General features: G+C 29.8%; 19 protein-coding genes. 15 read left to right on the plus strand and 4 right to left on the minus strand.

The window, feature by feature from the left end; genetic code table 11:
• Window positions 1-16: 16 nt before the first annotated feature.
• Both L1S47_RS02075 and L1S47_RS02080 read right to left on the minus strand, forming a co-directional pair.
• On the minus strand, window positions 17-1,225 hold the full coding sequence (locus L1S47_RS02075) for a Bcr/CflA family efflux MFS transporter (RefSeq protein WP_238881824.1): 1,209 nt from the start codon (window positions 1,223-1,225) through the stop codon (window positions 17-19).
• A 67-nt stretch (window positions 1,226-1,292) separates the two neighbouring features.
• Entirely contained in the window at window positions 1,293-2,867 is a 1,575-nt protein-coding gene (locus L1S47_RS02080; RefSeq protein ID WP_238881825.1) for a ClC family H(+)/Cl(-) exchange transporter, read from the minus strand.
• A 257-nt stretch (window positions 2,868-3,124) separates the two neighbouring features.
• On the opposite strand from L1S47_RS02080, the gene L1S47_RS02085 reads away from it, so the two are divergent.
• The 4 genes from L1S47_RS02085 to L1S47_RS02100 are packed head-to-tail and all read left to right on the plus strand — an operon-like array spanning window position 3,125 to window position 7,536.
• Complete coding sequence (locus tag L1S47_RS02085) at window positions 3,125-4,552, plus strand: glycosyltransferase family 39 protein (protein WP_238881826.1); 1,428 nt, start codon at window positions 3,125-3,127, stop codon at window positions 4,550-4,552.
• Window positions 4,549-5,463, plus strand: a complete 915-nt coding sequence (locus L1S47_RS02090) for a glycosyltransferase family 2 protein (RefSeq protein WP_238881827.1) — start codon at window positions 4,549-4,551, stop codon at window positions 5,461-5,463. Before L1S47_RS02085 ends, L1S47_RS02090 begins: the two co-directional genes overlap by 4 nt.
• 14 nt (window positions 5,464-5,477) lie before the next feature.
• Window positions 5,478-6,164, plus strand: a complete 687-nt coding sequence (locus tag L1S47_RS02095; protein WP_238881828.1) for a response regulator transcription factor — start codon at window positions 5,478-5,480, stop codon at window positions 6,162-6,164.
• Window positions 6,154-7,536: a HAMP domain-containing sensor histidine kinase gene (locus L1S47_RS02100; RefSeq protein ID WP_238881829.1), complete on the plus strand. Its 1,383-nt coding sequence runs from the start codon at window positions 6,154-6,156 to the stop codon at window positions 7,534-7,536. Before L1S47_RS02095 ends, L1S47_RS02100 begins: the two co-directional genes overlap by 11 nt.
• A 28-nt stretch (window positions 7,537-7,564) precedes the next feature.
• Here L1S47_RS02100 and L1S47_RS02105 read toward each other — a convergent pair whose 3' ends face one another.
• The gene (locus L1S47_RS02105; RefSeq protein ID WP_238881971.1) at window positions 7,565-8,026 is read right to left on the minus strand and encodes a peptidylprolyl isomerase; all 462 of its coding nucleotides are present in this window, start codon (window positions 8,024-8,026) and stop codon (window positions 7,565-7,567) included.
• A 354-nt stretch (window positions 8,027-8,380) separates the two neighbouring features.
• Between L1S47_RS02105 and L1S47_RS02110 the strand changes: the two genes are divergently transcribed.
• From L1S47_RS02110 to L1S47_RS02150, 9 genes are all read left to right on the plus strand, one after another.
• Entirely contained in the window at window positions 8,381-8,761 is a 381-nt protein-coding gene (locus L1S47_RS02110) for a metalloregulator ArsR/SmtB family transcription factor (RefSeq protein ID WP_238881830.1), read from the plus strand.
• 11 nt (window positions 8,762-8,772) lie between these two features.
• Window positions 8,773-9,828, plus strand: a complete 1,056-nt coding sequence (arsB, locus tag L1S47_RS02115; protein WP_238881831.1) for an ACR3 family arsenite efflux transporter — start codon at window positions 8,773-8,775, stop codon at window positions 9,826-9,828.
• 162 nt (window positions 9,829-9,990) lie between these two features.
• Window positions 9,991-10,845 carry an isocitrate lyase/phosphoenolpyruvate mutase family protein gene (locus L1S47_RS02120; RefSeq protein WP_238881832.1) on the plus strand — a complete coding sequence of 285 codons (855 nt, stop codon included), beginning with the start codon at window positions 9,991-9,993 and terminating at the stop codon, window positions 10,843-10,845.
• Between the two features lie 37 nt (window positions 10,846-10,882).
• A complete protein-coding gene (locus tag L1S47_RS02125; protein ID WP_238881833.1) occupies window positions 10,883-11,383 on the plus strand; it encodes a GNAT family N-acetyltransferase in 501 nt (166 codons plus the stop codon).
• Between the two features lie 236 nt (window positions 11,384-11,619).
• Entirely contained in the window at window positions 11,620-11,949 is a 330-nt protein-coding gene (locus tag L1S47_RS02130; protein ID WP_238881834.1) for a metalloregulator ArsR/SmtB family transcription factor, read from the plus strand.
• Window positions 11,950-11,977: 28 nt separating this feature from the next.
• Entirely contained in the window at window positions 11,978-12,364 is a 387-nt protein-coding gene (arsD, locus tag L1S47_RS02135) for an arsenite efflux transporter metallochaperone ArsD (RefSeq protein WP_238881835.1), read from the plus strand.
• Window positions 12,365-12,385: 21 nt separating this feature from the next.
• The gene (arsA, locus tag L1S47_RS02140) at window positions 12,386-14,131 is read left to right on the plus strand and encodes an arsenical pump-driving ATPase (RefSeq protein ID WP_238881836.1); all 1,746 of its coding nucleotides are present in this window, start codon (window positions 12,386-12,388) and stop codon (window positions 14,129-14,131) included.
• A gap of 104 nt (window positions 14,132-14,235) precedes the next feature.
• Window positions 14,236-14,457, plus strand: a complete 222-nt coding sequence (locus L1S47_RS02145; protein WP_238881837.1) for a DUF4177 domain-containing protein — start codon at window positions 14,236-14,238, stop codon at window positions 14,455-14,457.
• Window positions 14,458-14,494: 37 nt separating this feature from the next.
• On the plus strand, window positions 14,495-14,914 hold the full coding sequence (locus L1S47_RS02150) for an arsenate reductase ArsC (protein WP_238881838.1): 420 nt from the start codon (window positions 14,495-14,497) through the stop codon (window positions 14,912-14,914).
• 111 nt (window positions 14,915-15,025) lie between these two features.
• On the opposite strand, the gene L1S47_RS02155 is transcribed toward L1S47_RS02150, so the two are convergent.
• Entirely contained in the window at window positions 15,026-15,583 is a 558-nt protein-coding gene (locus L1S47_RS02155; RefSeq protein ID WP_238881839.1) for a flavodoxin family protein, read from the minus strand.
• Between the two features lie 200 nt (window positions 15,584-15,783).
• On the opposite strand from L1S47_RS02155, the gene L1S47_RS02160 reads away from it, so the two are divergent.
• Together L1S47_RS02160 and L1S47_RS02165 are read left to right on the plus strand one after the other, a co-directional pair.
• Window positions 15,784-16,692: an AraC family transcriptional regulator gene (locus L1S47_RS02160; RefSeq protein ID WP_238881840.1), complete on the plus strand. Its 909-nt coding sequence runs from the start codon at window positions 15,784-15,786 to the stop codon at window positions 16,690-16,692.
• The gene (locus tag L1S47_RS02165; protein WP_238881841.1) at window positions 16,685-16,936 is read left to right on the plus strand and encodes a kinase to dihydroxyacetone kinase; all 252 of its coding nucleotides are present in this window, start codon (window positions 16,685-16,687) and stop codon (window positions 16,934-16,936) included. The genes L1S47_RS02160 and L1S47_RS02165 overlap by 8 nt, the downstream gene beginning before the upstream one ends.
• The last annotated feature ends 25 nt before the right edge of the window (window positions 16,937-16,961 follow it).

Below are 16,961 nucleotides of genomic sequence, written 5' to 3' on the forward strand. Positions count from 1 at the left end.
TATATATAGATCTTGATTATACGTGCTTTTTCGAAAAGCTTAGCCAAATTGTTAAGCTTATAATTGAAGTTATAATATATAGAAGTCCCATAAGAGTTATTCTATTTAAAATCCCAGAGGAAATTATAAGCATTCCAATGCACCCAAAAAATGTGAAGGCGCAACTCATAATTGAAGAGGCAGCACCAGTGTCACCCTTAACTTGTTCTAACATAATATGAGTGGTTTGAGGACGTATTAAGCTGCCAAAGAAGGATGCTGGTATTAGTGAAAGCATAAAGGATACAGGACTTATCTTACCAATCATAAACATAAATAATCCGCTAGCACACATAACATCATAAGCAATAGTTATATAGGGTACTTTAGGAAAGTGCTTGGACAATTTAACAAAGCATAAAGGGCCTATAAGAAAGAAAATTGAATTTGCTGCAAAGTAATAACTATATACCTTTTCACTTAAACCAAAATTATCAACGAAAATATATGATGAAGAAGATATAAATGACATAGATGCAATTGACATAATGGAGAAGGTAAAAACTAAAGACATAAATTTTATGTTCTTTGAAACAACTCCAAGATTTCCAATAGATCTAAATATGCTTCCCATATAGCGTTCTTCTATGGTTTCTTCCATAGCTATGCTTCCAGCTAAAGTTAATACTCCTAAAAGAGTTAATACCACAAAAACACCTCTCCAAGAAAGTAAACTTAATATAATTGCACCAATAACAGGTGAAATTATAGGAGAGAGCATTCCCATAGATTGAACTAATGCCAGTATAGTCAGACGTTTTCTTCCACTATAAGAATCTTTAACTATAGCAGTAGATACTGCAGTTGCCGCTCCACATCCTATTGATTGAAGTATTCTAAATAAAATAAGTTCATAGACATTCTGAGAAAAAACACATAATAAGCTTGCAATAGTATAAATAGAAAGTCCGACAATTAAGATTTTTCTTCTACCATACTTGTCGCTAAGAGGTCCCCATAAAATAGTTCCTAAAGCATAAAAGATAAAGAAAAATATTAGTGTAAGATTTATAACACTAGCACTGGTATTAAAGCTATCTACCATTTTAGGGAGTGCAGGTAAATATATATCCGTAGAAAGTGGAATAAAGGCACTTAGTAGGGTTATGAAAACAACAAAGCCTTTCTCACCTAGATATTTCTGGGTTTTTGTATTAGATAAATGTTCATTTGTTTCTAGCTCCATTTTTCCTCCTTGTATTATAGTGATTAATTATATGACTATTACGATTTTTATAGTATATAAGAATTGGTTAATATTGTCCACACTTATCCATTAAATTATCATTTACTAAAGAAGCCATGTTTTCATCAACTAAAACATTTAGATAATCTCCAGAGTAAATAATAGTATCACCTCTTGGGATTATTTCTTTTTCCCCTCGCTTAATTGCAACTAATAGACAGTTATCAGGTAAGCTTAATTCTCTTATAGGTTTACCATCCATTTCAGAATCTACAAATACCGGTATTTCAAGAATAAGTTTATCTTTAGAATTTTCTGATGAAGCAGTTAAGTTATTACTTTTTAATATTCTATCTAAAAGAGATTCGTATACTGGTTCAGATCTCAATAAATCAGCAATAATATAAGCAACTAATGAAACTATGCTTAAAGATAATAAATGGGTTAGAGAGCCTGTCATTTCAGTTATTAATATGCTTCCTGTGATAGGAGCTCTTACAATTGCAGCAAAATATCCAGCCATTGCTAAGATAATGAAGTTATTCATATATTCTGGATTCAAGTTGAAAAATTGAATTAATATGTGTACATATATACTTCCAGTTATAGCCCCTAAAACTAAAAGAGGAAAAAATATTCCACCTGGAGCACCAGAACCAAAACTTATCATGGAATATATAAATTTTACTACTAAAAGGATTAGGATTACTTTAAAAGTAAAGCTCCCAGAAATTAATGAATTTATAATTGAATGACCACTGCCAAGTACTTCAGGTAAAAATAATCCTAATATGCCAGAAATGATGAAAGGTACTAAAAGTTTGAACTTATTTGGTAGCCATTTTTGATTATCATATACTTTTAAGGTTTTTAAAAGTACATAATTATAGAAAACACCAAATAATCCAACTACAATTCCTAAAACAATAATATACCCATAAGCATCAATAGGTAGAGGATTTATATGATTAAAATTAAATACTGGGTTTAGTCCAAAGAAATGCTTAGAAACAACATCAGCAGTTAATGATGCTGACATTGCAGAAAGTAATACTAGAGGAGAAAAATGCTTATGAACTTCTTCAAGAGCAAACATTACTCCAGCGAGAGGCGCATTAAAAGCTGCTGCAAGACCAGCACTTGCTCCACTTGTAATAAGATACTTTTCTTCTATTTTCATTCTTTTAAATATCTTGCCGATACCTTGTCCAACGGCAGCACCTAATTGAATTGATGGACCTTCTCTTCCTAAAGACAAACCAGCTCCAATAGATATAACTCCACCAATAAATTTTTTAATAATTACAGGAAGCCAATTCATTTTAAGTTTTCCTTTTAATATAGCTTCAACTTGAGGGATTCCACTTCCGCTTATTAGTGGCTCACTAACAACTAACTTACCAACAATAAGTGCAGCTACAATTAAAACTAAAAATCCCACAATAATCATTAAGTGGTTATGAGATTGTAATTCTAAAAATTTATTTCTTAATTCTTCTGCTTTTTCAAGGGTAAGTCTATAAAAAACAATTAATAACCCAGTAAAAATACCAACAATGATTCCTTCTAGCATTAGCTTTAATTTAACATTATGCCAATGAGATAGAACATGGTGTATAGTATGTTTATTTCTATTTGTCATCTGTATTCAACTCCATATTTTATAATAAAAGACCTTTCTTATTATAGGACTATGGATATGTATTATCAATTAATGAGAGTGGAGTACATCTTATATATACAGAAATAAATAAGAAGTAAACGTATTAAGCTCACTGTTTTAGGTATATATTCAATTGATTAAAGGATGTACTCGTAATATTTCTTCATAGAATCTTCATTATTTTTCAAATAGTTTCTTGAAATTTACTAGCTATCATGGAAATAAGGGGTGATGAAGTGAAGAAAGGATTCTCAATCTTTATAAATAAGTGTCTAAAAATATTATTGCTTTTAGTGGTTTTTGTAACTTATGGATTATATATACGTTATGTTGAGTATTATAAATCACTAAACATGGAAGTTATAGCCTTATTTAGCCTAACTACAATAGCATTACTTATTGCAATAAAAAAAGGATTTAGCACCAGGAGAATATTAATGGGCATAATGATTTTTGCCTTCTTAATAAGACTTGCTTGGATACTTTCAATAAATAGTGTACCTGTATCAGACTTTGCTGGCATGTATGAAAGGAGTGAGCTTGTATTAAATGGAGAATATTCTATATTTAAAGGATTTAATTATTATGCAAGATTTCCACACTTAACTATACCAGTACTTTATTTTGCACTAATAAGATTTATTTCTTCCATTCCATTATTAACTCTTAAACTAATTAATGTTATAAGTTCAACTATTGGGGTATTTATATGCTATAAGATTTCAAAAGAAATATTTAAGGAAGAGAAGAAAACAATATGGGGGATGTATTTAGCAGCAATATATCCTGCAACAATAATTTACACAGCAGCCTATTGTACAGAGAATATAGCAATATCTTTTTACTTAGGAAGTGTATATCTATTTATTTTAGTTATAAAAGACAAAAAGCCTAAGGAGTATTTATTATTAGCTGGACTAATCTTATCAATAGGCAATTTCTTTAGAATGGTAGCTTCAGTTATAGTTATTGCATTTATATTATATACCTTAGTTTATATTAAGAAATCCTTTAAATATAAGACAGTAGCAATAGCATATATTTTGATAGCTTTTATTATTCCATTAGTAACTGTTAATGCTACTTTAAAGGAGCTAGGAATCACAGAATATAATTTATGGCATGGGAGTGAAACTCCTTGGACATCAATATTAAAGGGAACTAATATGACTACCTTTGGAAGGTGGAATGAAGAAGATGCAGAAGTAGCAGCAGCTTTCAATGGCAACTATTATGAAACAGAACATGCTGCTAAGGAACTAGTAAAAGAAAGATATACAGAGACCTCACCTGGAAAGTTACTATATTTTTTAGGAAGAAAATTTACTGTTCAGTGGAGTGAAGGAGATTTTGGGGGGATTTATTGGAGTGAGAGGGATATAGAACCTAAAGATATAACTATAGATTTGAACAATTATGGGCAAGCATATAGACAATTATTTTATTTGATAATGATGGTACTTACTTATAAGGGTTTATATAATAGGCAGCAATACTTAAAGAATCCAATTATAAATCTACTTTATATAATTTATTGTGGCTATGGGCTTTTGTATATGATAACAGAATCACAAGATAGATATTCCTTTATAGTAAGTTGGTTATTTATTATATTGCCATTAACGGCCTTTAAAGAAAAAAGTATAGAAGGAGAAAATATATGAAAGATAAATTAATATCAATAGTAATACCTATGTATTCAGAAGAAAATTTAATTCATGAATGCTATAGAAGAGTGAAGCAGGTGGTAGAAAATAATAAGCTAAATTATGAAATGATATTTATTAATGATGGCTCCAAAGATAAAACCTTAGAAAAGTTAAAAGAAGTGTGTAATATAGATAAAAATTGCAAGGTGATAGATTTTTCAAGAAACTTCGGTCATCAAATAGCTATTACTGCAGGTATAAATAATGCAAAAGGGGATGCAGTTGTTGTAATTGATGGAGATCTTCAAGATCCACCAGAACTTATAATTAACATGATAGAAAAATGGGAACAAGGATATGATGTGGTCTATGGAAAAAGAACTGAAAGAAAAGGAGAAAGTTTCTTTAAACTAACTACAGCAAAATATTTTTATAAGTTTCTAGGCTATATGTCAGATATAAATATACCAAGAAACACAGGAGATTTTAGGCTCATGGATAGGGCAGTAGTAGAATATTTAAAGAATATGCCAGAGAAAAACAGATTTATACGGGGAATGGTGTCCTGGATTGGATTTAAGCAAACTTATGTGGAATTTGAAAGGGATAAGAGACTAAATGGATATACCAAGTATTCTCTCAAAAAAATGATTAAATTAGCAGAAGATGGAATAATATCATTTTCAACTAAACCTATAAAGTTTATAATAAAATTGGGAATTATTATAGAGTTTATCTCAAGTGTGCTTTTAATATATGGATTAATAAATAATTCTGATCATACGCTAATCTTATTTTCTATGGTAGCCTTTTTTATAGGAATTCAAGTAATTTCCTTAGGTGTTATAGGATTATATATATCTAGAATATATGAAGAAAGTAAGGATAGACCTTTATATGTAGTAAAGGAAAAAATAAACTTTTAGAAGGGTGATAAGTATTGAGTAGTACTATTTTAGTAGTTGATGATAATAGCGAAATAAGAGAATTAATAGAAATTTATCTTATAAATGAAGGATATAAGGTTATTTTAGCTGAGGATGGAATAGATGCTATAAATAAACTTAATGACAATGATATAGACTTAATTATACTTGACATAATGATGCCTAAACTTGATGGAATAAAAGCTTGCTTAAAAATAAGAGAGAAGAAAAAGCTGCCAATAATTTTACTGTCAGCAAAATCAGAGGACTGTGACAAGATATTAGGTTTAAACGTGGGAGCTGATGACTATGTAACTAAGCCATTTAATCCTATAGAACTTATGGCAAGGGTAAAATCACAGCTAAGAAGATATATAGAATTTTCAGGTAAAAGTGATTCTAAGAATTTAATTGTAGATAATCTAGAAATAAATAAGGATTCAAGAGAAGTTTATGTAGATGGAGAATTTGTAAGGTTAACACCAATAGAGTTTAATATATTAGATTTACTAATAGAAAATAGGGGACGAGTATTAAGCAATAGACAAATATATGAAAATGTTTGGGATGAACCTTATTTTAATGCCAGCAATATCGTAGCTTCACATATTAAAAATATAAGAGAGAAAATAGAGATTAACTCTAAGAATCCTGAATTTATAAAATTAGTATGGGGAGTTGGGTATAAATTTGATAAATAGAATAAAGAAAATATTATTTGGAAGCTTAAGTAGAAGTCTTTTGATTATAAATATCCTAGCACTTTTAGTTACAGTAGTATTAACAGTAATTTTTATAGAAAATAATAAGGGTGAATATCCAGAAACATTAGTAAACAAGGCAAATGAGGCTTATGTTGAAAGTAGTAGATTTGTTACTAGAAAGAGTGATTCATGTGAAGAATATTTAGACGAAGTAGCTAAGCTTAACAACTTTAATATGGCTATAACAGACAATGATGGACAAATCCTTTTAAAGTCTAGTAACATAAGTAAAACAGGAAATAAAAATTATATACCTTTTTCATATATAGATTTAAGCCATCCATTTAAAGATGAGAAATCAGTTTTTTACAGAGTATATGAAGTAAAAGTTGATAATGAAAAATGTTATTTATATGTATGGAAAAATACAACTATAAAATCTAGTGAGTATTATATATGGCTTCTTGTAGCACCAATTATTTTAATGATAGCTATAATATATTTACTAATAAATAGGAAAGCAAGATATATAGGGAAAATAGCAAAAGGGGTAGAAATATTATCATCTGGAGATTTAGATTATACCATTAATGAAAAAGGAAGAGATGAATTAAATGTATTAGCTAAAGAAATAAATAATATGTCAAAAAATCTTAAGCAAATGAGAGAGAAGGAGCAAGAAGAAGAAAAGCAAAAATATGAATTGATAACAAATATATCTCATGATTTAAGAACTCCACTTACATCCTTAATTGGCTATTTAGAGCTTATAAATAAAAAAAGTACTCAAGAAGAAGATGTAAATAAATATTCAAATATATCTTTAGATAATGCAAAGAGACTAAAAAGCTTGATAGACGATTTATTTGAATATTCGAAGCTAGAAAGTAAGGACATTAAACTTAATAAAAGTAGAATAAATATTATAGAAATAATAGGTCAATGCTTAGGAGAATTAGAGCTAGAAAGTAAAAATGCTTATATAGATTTTATAAGAGATTTTTCAGAGGAAGAAATAATGCTAAACATTGATGGAGATAAGATAGCTAGAGTATTTCAAAATATATTTACTAATGCAATAAAGTACAGTAAAAAGGGTAGTGAAGTAAATATAGAAATTAAAGAATCTTTTAACGAGGTAGAATTTATAGTAAGAAATGAATATAGAGAATTAGAAAAAGATAAGGTAAATAAAATATTTGAGAGGTTTTATAGAGGAGATACTTCTAGGAACTTAAAGGTTGAAGGTTCAGGTTTAGGATTGCCTATAGTAAAAAGCATAGTAAATCTTCACGGGGGAAAAGTCTTTGTTGAATGCGATGAAGAAAATGAAACATTAGAAGTCCATATAGTTTTGTTAAAAAGTTAAGAGCTGCTTTATGGCAGCTCTTTTAAATTTATTGTATTTCAACAGTAACTTTCTTCATTTTTTGGTCAGTAAGTGGCTTATCTTGAGAATTTCTTTTTACACTAACGATTTTATCTGCAACTTCCATACCTTCAGTTACTTTACCAAAAGCAGCATACTTCCCATCAAGACTTGGAGCGTCCTTTACCATAATAAAAAATTGAGAACTTGCAGAGTCAGGATCATTAGTTCTTGCCATTGAAAGAACCCCTCTTGTATGTTTTAAGTCGTTCTTGAAGCCATTTTCACTAAATTCTCCAGGAATAGTTTTATCTGATCCTCCAGTACCAGTACCAGTTGGATCTCCCCCTTGAATCATAAAGTCAGGAATTACTCTATGAAAAATTATTCCGTCATAGAAGTTCTTTTGAATTAAGTCTACAAAATTATCTACAGTTTTAGGTGCAACATCAGGATAAAGTTCTGCTTTAATCTTAGAACCATCTTCCATTTCAATAGTTACAATAGGTTTTTTACCACTGTACTTACTTTTATAATCACTATTTGATTTTGAAGTGTTAGCAGTGTTACTTGGTGCTTTTGTACAGCCACTTAGTGTAATAACTAAAGCTGCACAGGAAAGAAGTAAAATCTTTTTTATTAAACCTTTGCTTTTCATATTTTAATCCTCCAGAAAAAGTATAGTAGTATTATGTAATGTTACCAAATATTAAAAATAAATTCAATATTATTGTAGTTTAAATAGAATTGTTAAATCTATGCTAAATAATAAAAATAGAGGTTGCAAATTAAGCATGATTATCATATGATTAAAAACGAATATAATCATATGAGAGGTGAAATTATGGATTTAGTACAAGTGATGAAAGCATTATCGGATGAGACACGTATAAGAATATTAAATATTCTTAAGGACGAAGAACTCTGTGTTTGTGAGATTGAAGTTATACTAAATATCAACCAATCAAATGCTTCAAGACACTTAAATAAGCTAACTAATGCTAAAATATTAGATTACTATAAAGTTACTAAGTATGTGTACTATAAAATAAATGAAGAAACAGTAAAGGAATATCCTTTTATAAATGAAATCATTAGAACACATGTAACTAAGATGAATAAGTGTAATGAAGATTATAAAAGACTTAATAAATATAAAGAGAGCGGTTTAAGTTGTGATGACTTAAAAGAAGGCAAAGTTGACTTTAATAATTATACAAAATAGGAGTGATTCATATGATTAATAAAAAATCAAAATTATCGTGGTTAGATCGTTATTTAACGTTATGGATATTTCTTGCTATGGCAATAGGAATACTTTTAGGTTGGGGTGTGCCTAGTTTATCAGAAGGGTTATCTAAGTTATCAGTTGGTACCACATCTATTCCAATAGCAATAGGATTAATTGTTATGATGTATCCACCACTAGCAAAAGTAAACTACAAAGAACTAGGAAAAGTGTTTAGAAATCCTAAAGTTCTAGGATTATCAATAGTACAGAACTGGATTATAGGACCGATACTAATGTTTGTTCTAGCAGTAGTCTTTTTAAAGGGATATCCTGCATATATGACAGGATTAATATTAATAGGACTAGCAAGATGTATTGCCATGGTTATTGTTTGGAATAGCTTAGCAGATGGAGATACAGAATATGCAGCTGCACTTGTAGCATTTAATTCAATATTTCAAGTAATATTTTATTCTATATATTCCTATATATTTATAACAGTTTTACCAACATGGATAGGCTTAACTGGTTATAAGGTAGATATTTCAATGGGAGAAGTAGCATCTTCAGTAGCGGTTTATCTTGGAATACCTTTTGCACTTGGTATGTTAACAAGACTTTTCTTAGAGCCTAAAATGGGTAAGGAATGGTACACTAAAAAGTTTGTGCCTAAAATAAGCCCATTAGCTTTAATTGCATTATTATTTACAATCATAGTAATGTTCACATACAAAGGGAAATATATTGTAGAATTACCTTTAGATGTTGTAAGAATCGCAATACCACTTATGATTTATTTTGCAATAATGTTTTCAGTTTCTTTCTTTATTAGTTATAAATCAGGCGTAGACTATAAAAGAACAACAACGTTATCATTTACTGCAGCTAGTAATAACTTTGAACTTGCTATAGCTGTAGCAGTTGCAGTTTTTGGAATAGAATCAAAAGAAGCTTTCACAGCTGTAATAGGACCACTTGTGGAAGTTCCAGTAATGATTGGATTGGTAAATGTAGCATTAGCATGGAGAAAAAGATATTTCAATTCTGAGAAGGAAGCATAATTAATATTAAAAGCAGAAAGACACATTCTCAAAATTTAGAGAGTGTGTCTTTATATTTAAACTGTTTCCATATCATGGATTTATGTTAAAATTATAGATATAAAAACTGATACAATTTAAAGAACTTGTATACGAATATTTTAGTCTAGAATGAGGTGTAAAATGGAAAGAGATAGAGTTATAAAAGAACTATTAAATTCAGGAAAGACAATTATAATGCCGGATGCCTATGATGGCATTTCAGCAAAAGTTATTGAGTATGCGGGATTTCAAGCAGTTCAATGTTCAGGATATAGTTTTTCTATCGCAAAAGGTTATATGAGTGAAGAGGATATTGATTTAAAGACTAATTTAAAAGTTACAAAGGAAATTGTTGAGGCAGTAAATATTCCTGTTATAGCAGATGGGGAAGATGGTTACGGTGAAGGCGAATACTTTAGTAATGTAATAAAAGAATTTATAAACATTGGTGTTTCAGGAATAAACATAGAAGATTTAAATCATCAAATTAATGGTGACACTTTAAAAATTTATAATGAAAGTGTAATGCTAGAGAAGATAGACACGGTTAAGAAGATAAAAAAAGAACTTAATAAAAATGATTTTATATTAAATGCTAGAACTGATGCCTTAAAGGCTTATGATAACAGAGAAGAAGCACTTAAAGTTGCAATAGAAAGAGCTAATAAATATTTAGAAGCTGGCGCAGATATTTGTTTCGTAGCATATGTAAAAACTCTTGATGAAATAAAGCTTCTTGCGAAAGAAATAGACGGGCCTATTAGTATAGCAGCAGGTCTTCCTTATAACATACAAGAGTTTTCCATAAATAATTGTATAGATTTAGGAATAGCTAGAGTAAGTTTACCGACATTTATGATTCTTAATTCAATAGGTTCAATGACTAAAAATCTTATCCAAGTAAAAAACACAGGTTCTTTTTTAGGGACAATTAGGGAAAATTCTTTATTATCGGATTTAGATGTACTGGACGATATTTTAGGAATAAAGAAATAGCAAAAAAGTTTAAAGGTTAAATTGGGGAGGAAGTATTATGGAAGTAAATATTAGAAGCATGGTAAAGCAGGATTGGGAAGGTGTAGCAAGGATATATCAGCAAGGTATGGATACAAATATTTCAACCTTTCAAACTGAGTGTCCATCTTATGAGGAATGGGATAAAGGACACGTTAAGAGTTGTCGTTTGGTTGCCTTAGAAGGAGAAAAAGTTATTGGTTGGGCTGCTTTATCTGCAGTTTCAAGTAGATGCGTATATGCAGGGGTAGGAGAATTAAGCATATATATAGATAATAATTACAAAGGAAAAGGAGTAGGTTCAAAATTGCTTTCATGTCTAATAACTGAGTCAGAAGATCATGAATATTGGACAATTCAATCAGGTATTATGGAGGAAAATGAGGCAAGTATAAATCTACATAAGAAATGTGGATTTAGAGAGATTGGATATAGAGAAAAAGTAGGAAAAGATAGAAATGGAAAGTGGAGAAACACAATTATGATGGAAAGACGAAGTCCATTAGAGAAATATAATTAAATAATATATAGATGATTATGAAAGTATATAAGGAGTCCTTCTTATATACATTTTATAAGTTCTAGAGATTTTATTGTTATATATGCAGAAACAAATAAAGAAGAGCTGAATATAATATTGATGTGCATATATATATTGTGTTAATAAATGTTAAATATATATAAGTCTTATTGACACTATATAGATGAATGTCTATGATTGATATATAGATAGTTATCTATATAAGAGGTGATTTAATGGATAAAAATTATGAGATAAATGCAAAAATATTTAAAGCATTATCTGACCCTAATAGGTTGGAAATTTTAGATATTCTTTCTTGCGGGGAAAAGTGTGCCTGTGACATATTAGAAAATTTTGAATTTACTCAACCTACATTGTCACATCATATGAAGGTTTTAATTGATTGCGGCCTTGTCAAATGTAGAAAAGAAGGATTATGGAGTCATTATGCACTTGATAATACAAAGGCAAATAAGCTTATATTATATTTAATGAACATTATAACTGAAACAGATGATTGTATATGCAAAAATGTCACGAAAAAAGAGAGTTGTGAAAATTAGAATTTAAAGATTAAAGGAGTTGTGTCTTATGAAAAAAATGATTATTTTTGATCCAGCAATGTGTTGCTCAACTGGAGTTTGTGGTCCAGGAGTAGATCCAGAACTTTTAAGAGTGTCAACTGTATTAAATAACTTAAAGAGTAATGGAATCATCGTTGAAAGATATAATTTAACAAGCAATCCTCAAGCTTTTGTAGACAATAAAGTTATAAATGAATTATTAAATAGCCATGGAGTAGATATTCTTCCAGTAATCGTTGTAGAAGATAAAGTAGTTAAAACAAAAGGATATCCAACTAATGATGAATTTTGTTCACTTTTAGATATACCAGAAGATTACCTTAAAGTTGCAATAAAGAAAGCTACACTTAATGCTAAACCTAAAAGTTGCGGCTGCAAGGGTGGATGCTGCTAATTAGTGAAGGGATGTGTAAATATGGCTACGCCATTTAACCTAAATGAGTTAGAATTAACTAAATATTTATTCTTTACCGGAAAAGGTGGGGTTGGAAAAACTTCAACTGCTTGTGCAACAGCAATGACATTAGCAGATAGAGGAAAGAAAATAATGCTTATAAGCACAGATCCAGCATCTAATTTACAGGATGTTTTTAACACTGAGCTTAATAATAAGGGAACTCAAATAAAAGAAGTGCCTAATCTTGTTGTAGCAAACTTTAATCCTGAAGATGCAGCTAAAGAATATAGGGAGAGTGTAGTTGGACCCTATAGAGGGAAGCTTCCAGATGTAGTTATAAAGAACATGGAGGAGCAACTTTCAGGCTCTTGTACAGTTGAGATAGCAGCATTCAATGAGTTTTCAAATTTTATAACAGATGAAAAGATTCAAAAAGAGTATGATTACGTGATATTTGACACTGCACCAACAGGTCATACCCTTAGAATGCTGCAACTACCATCAGCCTGGAGTAACTTTATAAATGAAAGTAAACATGGAGCCTCATGTCTTGGACAGTTAGCTGGATTAGAAGATAGAAAAGAGATTTATAAAAATGCAGTAAAGGCATTAGCAAATAAAGATTTAACAACATTGATTTTAGTGTCAAGACCAGAAACTTCTCCACTTAAAGAAGCAGAAAGAGCATCTAAAGAGTTACAAGAAATAGGTGTTAATAATCAAATTCTAATTATAAATGGTGTACTTCAAAGCCATGATGATAAGCTATCAACTGCATTATATGAAAAACAGCAAAAGGCATTAAATGAAATGCCTAAATATTTAACTAATCTCAAGACTTTTGAAATACCATTAAGACCTTATAATATAACAGGACTTGAAAATGTAAGGGCTTTTTTAACTGAAGATAATGTAAGTCAAAGTGAAGAAAATTTAAGTGTTGATGATATTCCTAGACTAAAAGCTGTAATTGATGATTTATATAATTCTAATAAAAAAGTTATATTTACAATGGGAAAAGGCGGAGTTGGTAAAACTACAATAGCAGCTGCTATTGCATTAGGTTTAGCAGAAAAAGGTGAGAAAGTACATCTTACAACAACTGATCCAGCAGCACACTTAAAATTTGTTTTAGATGAAAGCTACGGTATTTCTATAAGTAATATAGATGAGAAAAAAGAATTAGAAAAATATAGAGAAGAAGTATTAAGTAAAGCTAGGGAAACTATGAGTGAAGAAGATTTAGAATATGTAGAAGAGGATTTAAGATCTCCTTGTACTCAGGAAATTGCTGTATTTAGAGCTTTTGCAGAAATTGTTGAGAAATCAGAAAATGAAATTGTTGTTATAGATACAGCACCTACAGGGCATACACTACTTTTATTAGATTCAACTCAAAGCTATAATAAAGAAATACAGCGTTCCCAAGGTGATGTACCAGAATCTGTTATTAAGCTATTACCAAAGCTTAAAAATTCATATGAAACAGAAGTTGTTATAGTAACATTAGCTGAAACAACACCTGTTTATGAGGCTTTAAGATTAGATGAAGACTTAAAACGTGCAGGCATTAATAGTAAGTGGTGGATTATTAACTCGAGCTTATATGCTACAAATACCACAAACAAAATTCTAAAGGCAAAGGCAAGTAATGAAATTCAGTGGATAAATAAAGTTAATGAAATTTCTAGTGGTAACTTTGCTGTAATTGAATGGAAATCAGAAGAAGTAAAAGGAAAAGAACTTTTAAATATACTAGATTAAAAATAATAAGTAATAGATAAGCACAAAATATTAATTGTTTAATAGAGTTAAGAATAGTTCTTGGTGACCTTAATCTCATAAATAATTAATAAAGAGGTGAACTTATGAGTGCTGAATGGAAATATAAAGTATTTACAGTAGATAAATTTATTAGTATGGATAGTGATTTATCATTAGAAGAAGAGTTAAATAAATATGGTGAAGAAGGTTGGGAGCTTGTAGGAATTATACAAAAACCAATTACTTCACTAGGAAAACCATCTAAGCTCAATGATAATTCAATTGTATTTAAAAAAGATTCTCAAAATCTAAACAAAAACAACTAGATGTAAAGTAATTTAATTAGGAAGGTGTGTTATTTTTATGAATAAACCAAAGGTTGCCTTTATATGTGTCCACAATTCTTGTAGATCACAGATGGCAGAAGCATTAGGAAAATTATTTGCAGGTGATGTATTTGAATCATACTCAGCTGGAACAGAATTAAAGGATCATATTAATCAAGATGCAGTGAGAATAATAAAAGATCTATACGGTGTAGACATGAATGAAAATCACAGATCAAAATTATTAACTGACATTCCTGAAGTAGATATCGTAGTGAAAATGGGATGTAACGTAGTTTGCCCATTCTTACCAGCAAAGCATATAGAGGATTGGGGATTAGATGATCCAACAGGCAAAAGTGATGAAGAATTCATAAAGATAGCCACAACAATCAAAGATAAAGTTGAAGATTTAAAAAATAAAATTTTAAATAACGAGATTGAGGGAATAAATTAGTAGAAAAAGTAGCTAAGAATTTGAATAAAATGTAGAACAATCTCTATTAAATCTTTCTTATATGTAAAAGGTCGCATGATTTGCGACCTTTTTTATATAAAAATGTGAAACTTAAGCTAATAACCATTTGCCCATTTCTTTTGCATCTGATAATACTTCTGAACGCTGTAATAAATCTTTTGAATCCTTTAAGCCGCCAGTAATAAGAACCTTATATTCGCCAAAACCCATGAATACAAGGCTTTTGCCAACAGTGTCAAAATAGTTTTGATACTGAGACATATCACCACCCCCAAAGGTTGCTAATAACAATGCTTTTTTATTAGGTGAAAGAAAGCTGGAATAATCTTGTTTAAAATAAGCGAAGAGTCTATCGATAGCAAGCTTTAATTGTGCAGTCATTTGCCAAAAAAATACTGGGGTTGCGAAAATAACACCATCCGCAGTATCAATGTCTTCATATATTGATTGCATATCATCTTTAATTACACACTTACCTGTTTTTTTACAGCCATAACATCCTTGGCAGCCACTTATTTGCATTGTATTTAAGTCATAAGTCTTTATTTCAAGAGCTTTATCCTTAATTTCCATTGACACTTCATTCACTAGAGTCATTGTTTTTCCGGACTTATGTGGACTTCCATTTAAAATAACGATTTTTTTCATGAATATAAACATCTCCTAGCACATTATTAGCATAAGTATTGTTATATATGTTTCGAAAGAATCCATGCATTTCATGAAGCTTAACATGATATATAGGATTTTGAATAATCATATGCTATAATTAGTATATTGCAAAGCAAAGAAAACAGCATGGATAATTTCATCAAATAATAGCACAATGTTAGCGTTAGGGGGAAGCAATGGGGAATGATTTGTTAATCAATGAGAATATGTATGGATATGCGAAGGATAAGGATCAGTCTAGAGTAGTTGACATAGAATATTGCATTTTTATGGAAAATGAAAGTATTATTCCACCTCACTGGCATGAGCAGTTGTTACTTATGTACATTGAAAAGGGAACATTAGAATTAACGTGCGGAGAACAAAAGGTTATAGCGAATCAGGGAGAAATTATTATTGTAAACCCATATGAAATACATTCTATAGAAAATCCAAATTCCGTTGTAGAGTATTATTTGTTAAAATTAGATATATCATTGCTTTTAGGAAATCAACCTGATTTAAGGCAAATAATGTGTATGGATCAGCTTTTGAAAAATAGAATATTATTTAAAAATAAAATCACAAATGATAACTTTCTAGTAGAAAGTATGAAATTTATAATTAATGAATTTCTGGAGAAAAAACAGGGATATACACTTGCTATAAGGGGATTAAGTTATCAGATATTGACTGCACTTTTACGCAGATATGCTAAGACAATACCAGATCAAGCAGAGTATGATATGCAGTACAGAAGAGTAAGACAAATTAAACCAGTTATTACATACATTGAAGAGCATTACTCAGAAAAAATAACTTTAGATGAGCTATCTGCAGTTATTCATTTAAGCACAATTCATTTTTCAAGAGTATTTAAAACCGTCACAGGATTTTCCCCTATGGAGTTTTTGAATAGAGTCCGTATTCAGAAAGCAGTTCAGCTTTTACTTAAAACAGATAAAAGCATTGTTGAAATAGCAATGGATACAGGGTTTAATGATGGAAATTATTTTAGTAGATTTTTTAAAAAATGCCGTAAAGAAACTCCTAGTGAGTTTAGAAATAAATATATAAGAAATGAAAAGGAGATTAGTTATGATTGAATATAAGTTTGATACACAGTTATTAATCGAAGGAGAAAATCTTTCAGAAGATGAAATAAATGAATATATAACAAAAAACATTGAAGGAGATTGTTTACTTGCAGTTGGAGATGAGGAGTTAGTAAAGATACATTTTCATACCAATGCTCCATGGAAGGTGCTTGAATATTGCGCTTCATTAGGAGACATTCATGATGTTGTTATAGAAAATATGGAAAGACAAGCTAATGGACTTAAGGGTTAATTTATAATAAAATCAGTATAATAAT

This window comes from Clostridium sp. YIM B02551 (genome assembly GCF_022324735.1).
Classification (GTDB): domain Bacteria; phylum Bacillota; class Clostridia; order Clostridiales; family Clostridiaceae; genus Clostridium_T; species Clostridium_T paridis.

Coding starts and splice junctions, on each gene's coding strand:
- L1S47_RS02075 (WP_238881824.1), bottom strand. CDS start 1,225: ATGGAGCTAGAAACAAATGAACATTTATCTAATACAAAAACCCAGAAA.
- L1S47_RS02080 (WP_238881825.1), bottom strand. CDS start 2,867: ATGACAAATAGAAATAAACATACTATACACCATGTTCTATCTCATTGG.
- L1S47_RS02090 (WP_238881827.1), top strand. CDS start 4,549: ATGAAAGATAAATTAATATCAATAGTAATACCTATGTATTCAGAAGAA.
- L1S47_RS02105 (WP_238881971.1), bottom strand. CDS start 8,026: ATGGAAGATGGTTCTAAGATTAAAGCAGAACTTTATCCTGATGTTGCA.
- L1S47_RS02110 (WP_238881830.1), top strand. CDS start 8,381: ATGGATTTAGTACAAGTGATGAAAGCATTATCGGATGAGACACGTATA.
- arsB (WP_238881831.1), top strand. CDS start 8,773: ATGATTAATAAAAAATCAAAATTATCGTGGTTAGATCGTTATTTAACG.
- L1S47_RS02120 (WP_238881832.1), top strand. CDS start 9,991: ATGGAAAGAGATAGAGTTATAAAAGAACTATTAAATTCAGGAAAGACA.
- L1S47_RS02125 (WP_238881833.1), top strand. CDS start 10,883: ATGGAAGTAAATATTAGAAGCATGGTAAAGCAGGATTGGGAAGGTGTA.
- L1S47_RS02130 (WP_238881834.1), top strand. CDS start 11,620: ATGGATAAAAATTATGAGATAAATGCAAAAATATTTAAAGCATTATCT.
- arsD (WP_238881835.1), top strand. CDS start 11,978: ATGAAAAAAATGATTATTTTTGATCCAGCAATGTGTTGCTCAACTGGA.
- arsA (WP_238881836.1), top strand. CDS start 12,386: ATGGCTACGCCATTTAACCTAAATGAGTTAGAATTAACTAAATATTTA.
- L1S47_RS02145 (WP_238881837.1), top strand. CDS start 14,236: ATGAGTGCTGAATGGAAATATAAAGTATTTACAGTAGATAAATTTATT.
- L1S47_RS02150 (WP_238881838.1), top strand. CDS start 14,495: ATGAATAAACCAAAGGTTGCCTTTATATGTGTCCACAATTCTTGTAGA.
- L1S47_RS02155 (WP_238881839.1), bottom strand. CDS start 15,583: ATGAAAAAAATCGTTATTTTAAATGGAAGTCCACATAAGTCCGGAAAA.
- L1S47_RS02160 (WP_238881840.1), top strand. CDS start 15,784: ATGGGGAATGATTTGTTAATCAATGAGAATATGTATGGATATGCGAAG.
- L1S47_RS02165 (WP_238881841.1), top strand. CDS start 16,685: ATGATTGAATATAAGTTTGATACACAGTTATTAATCGAAGGAGAAAAT.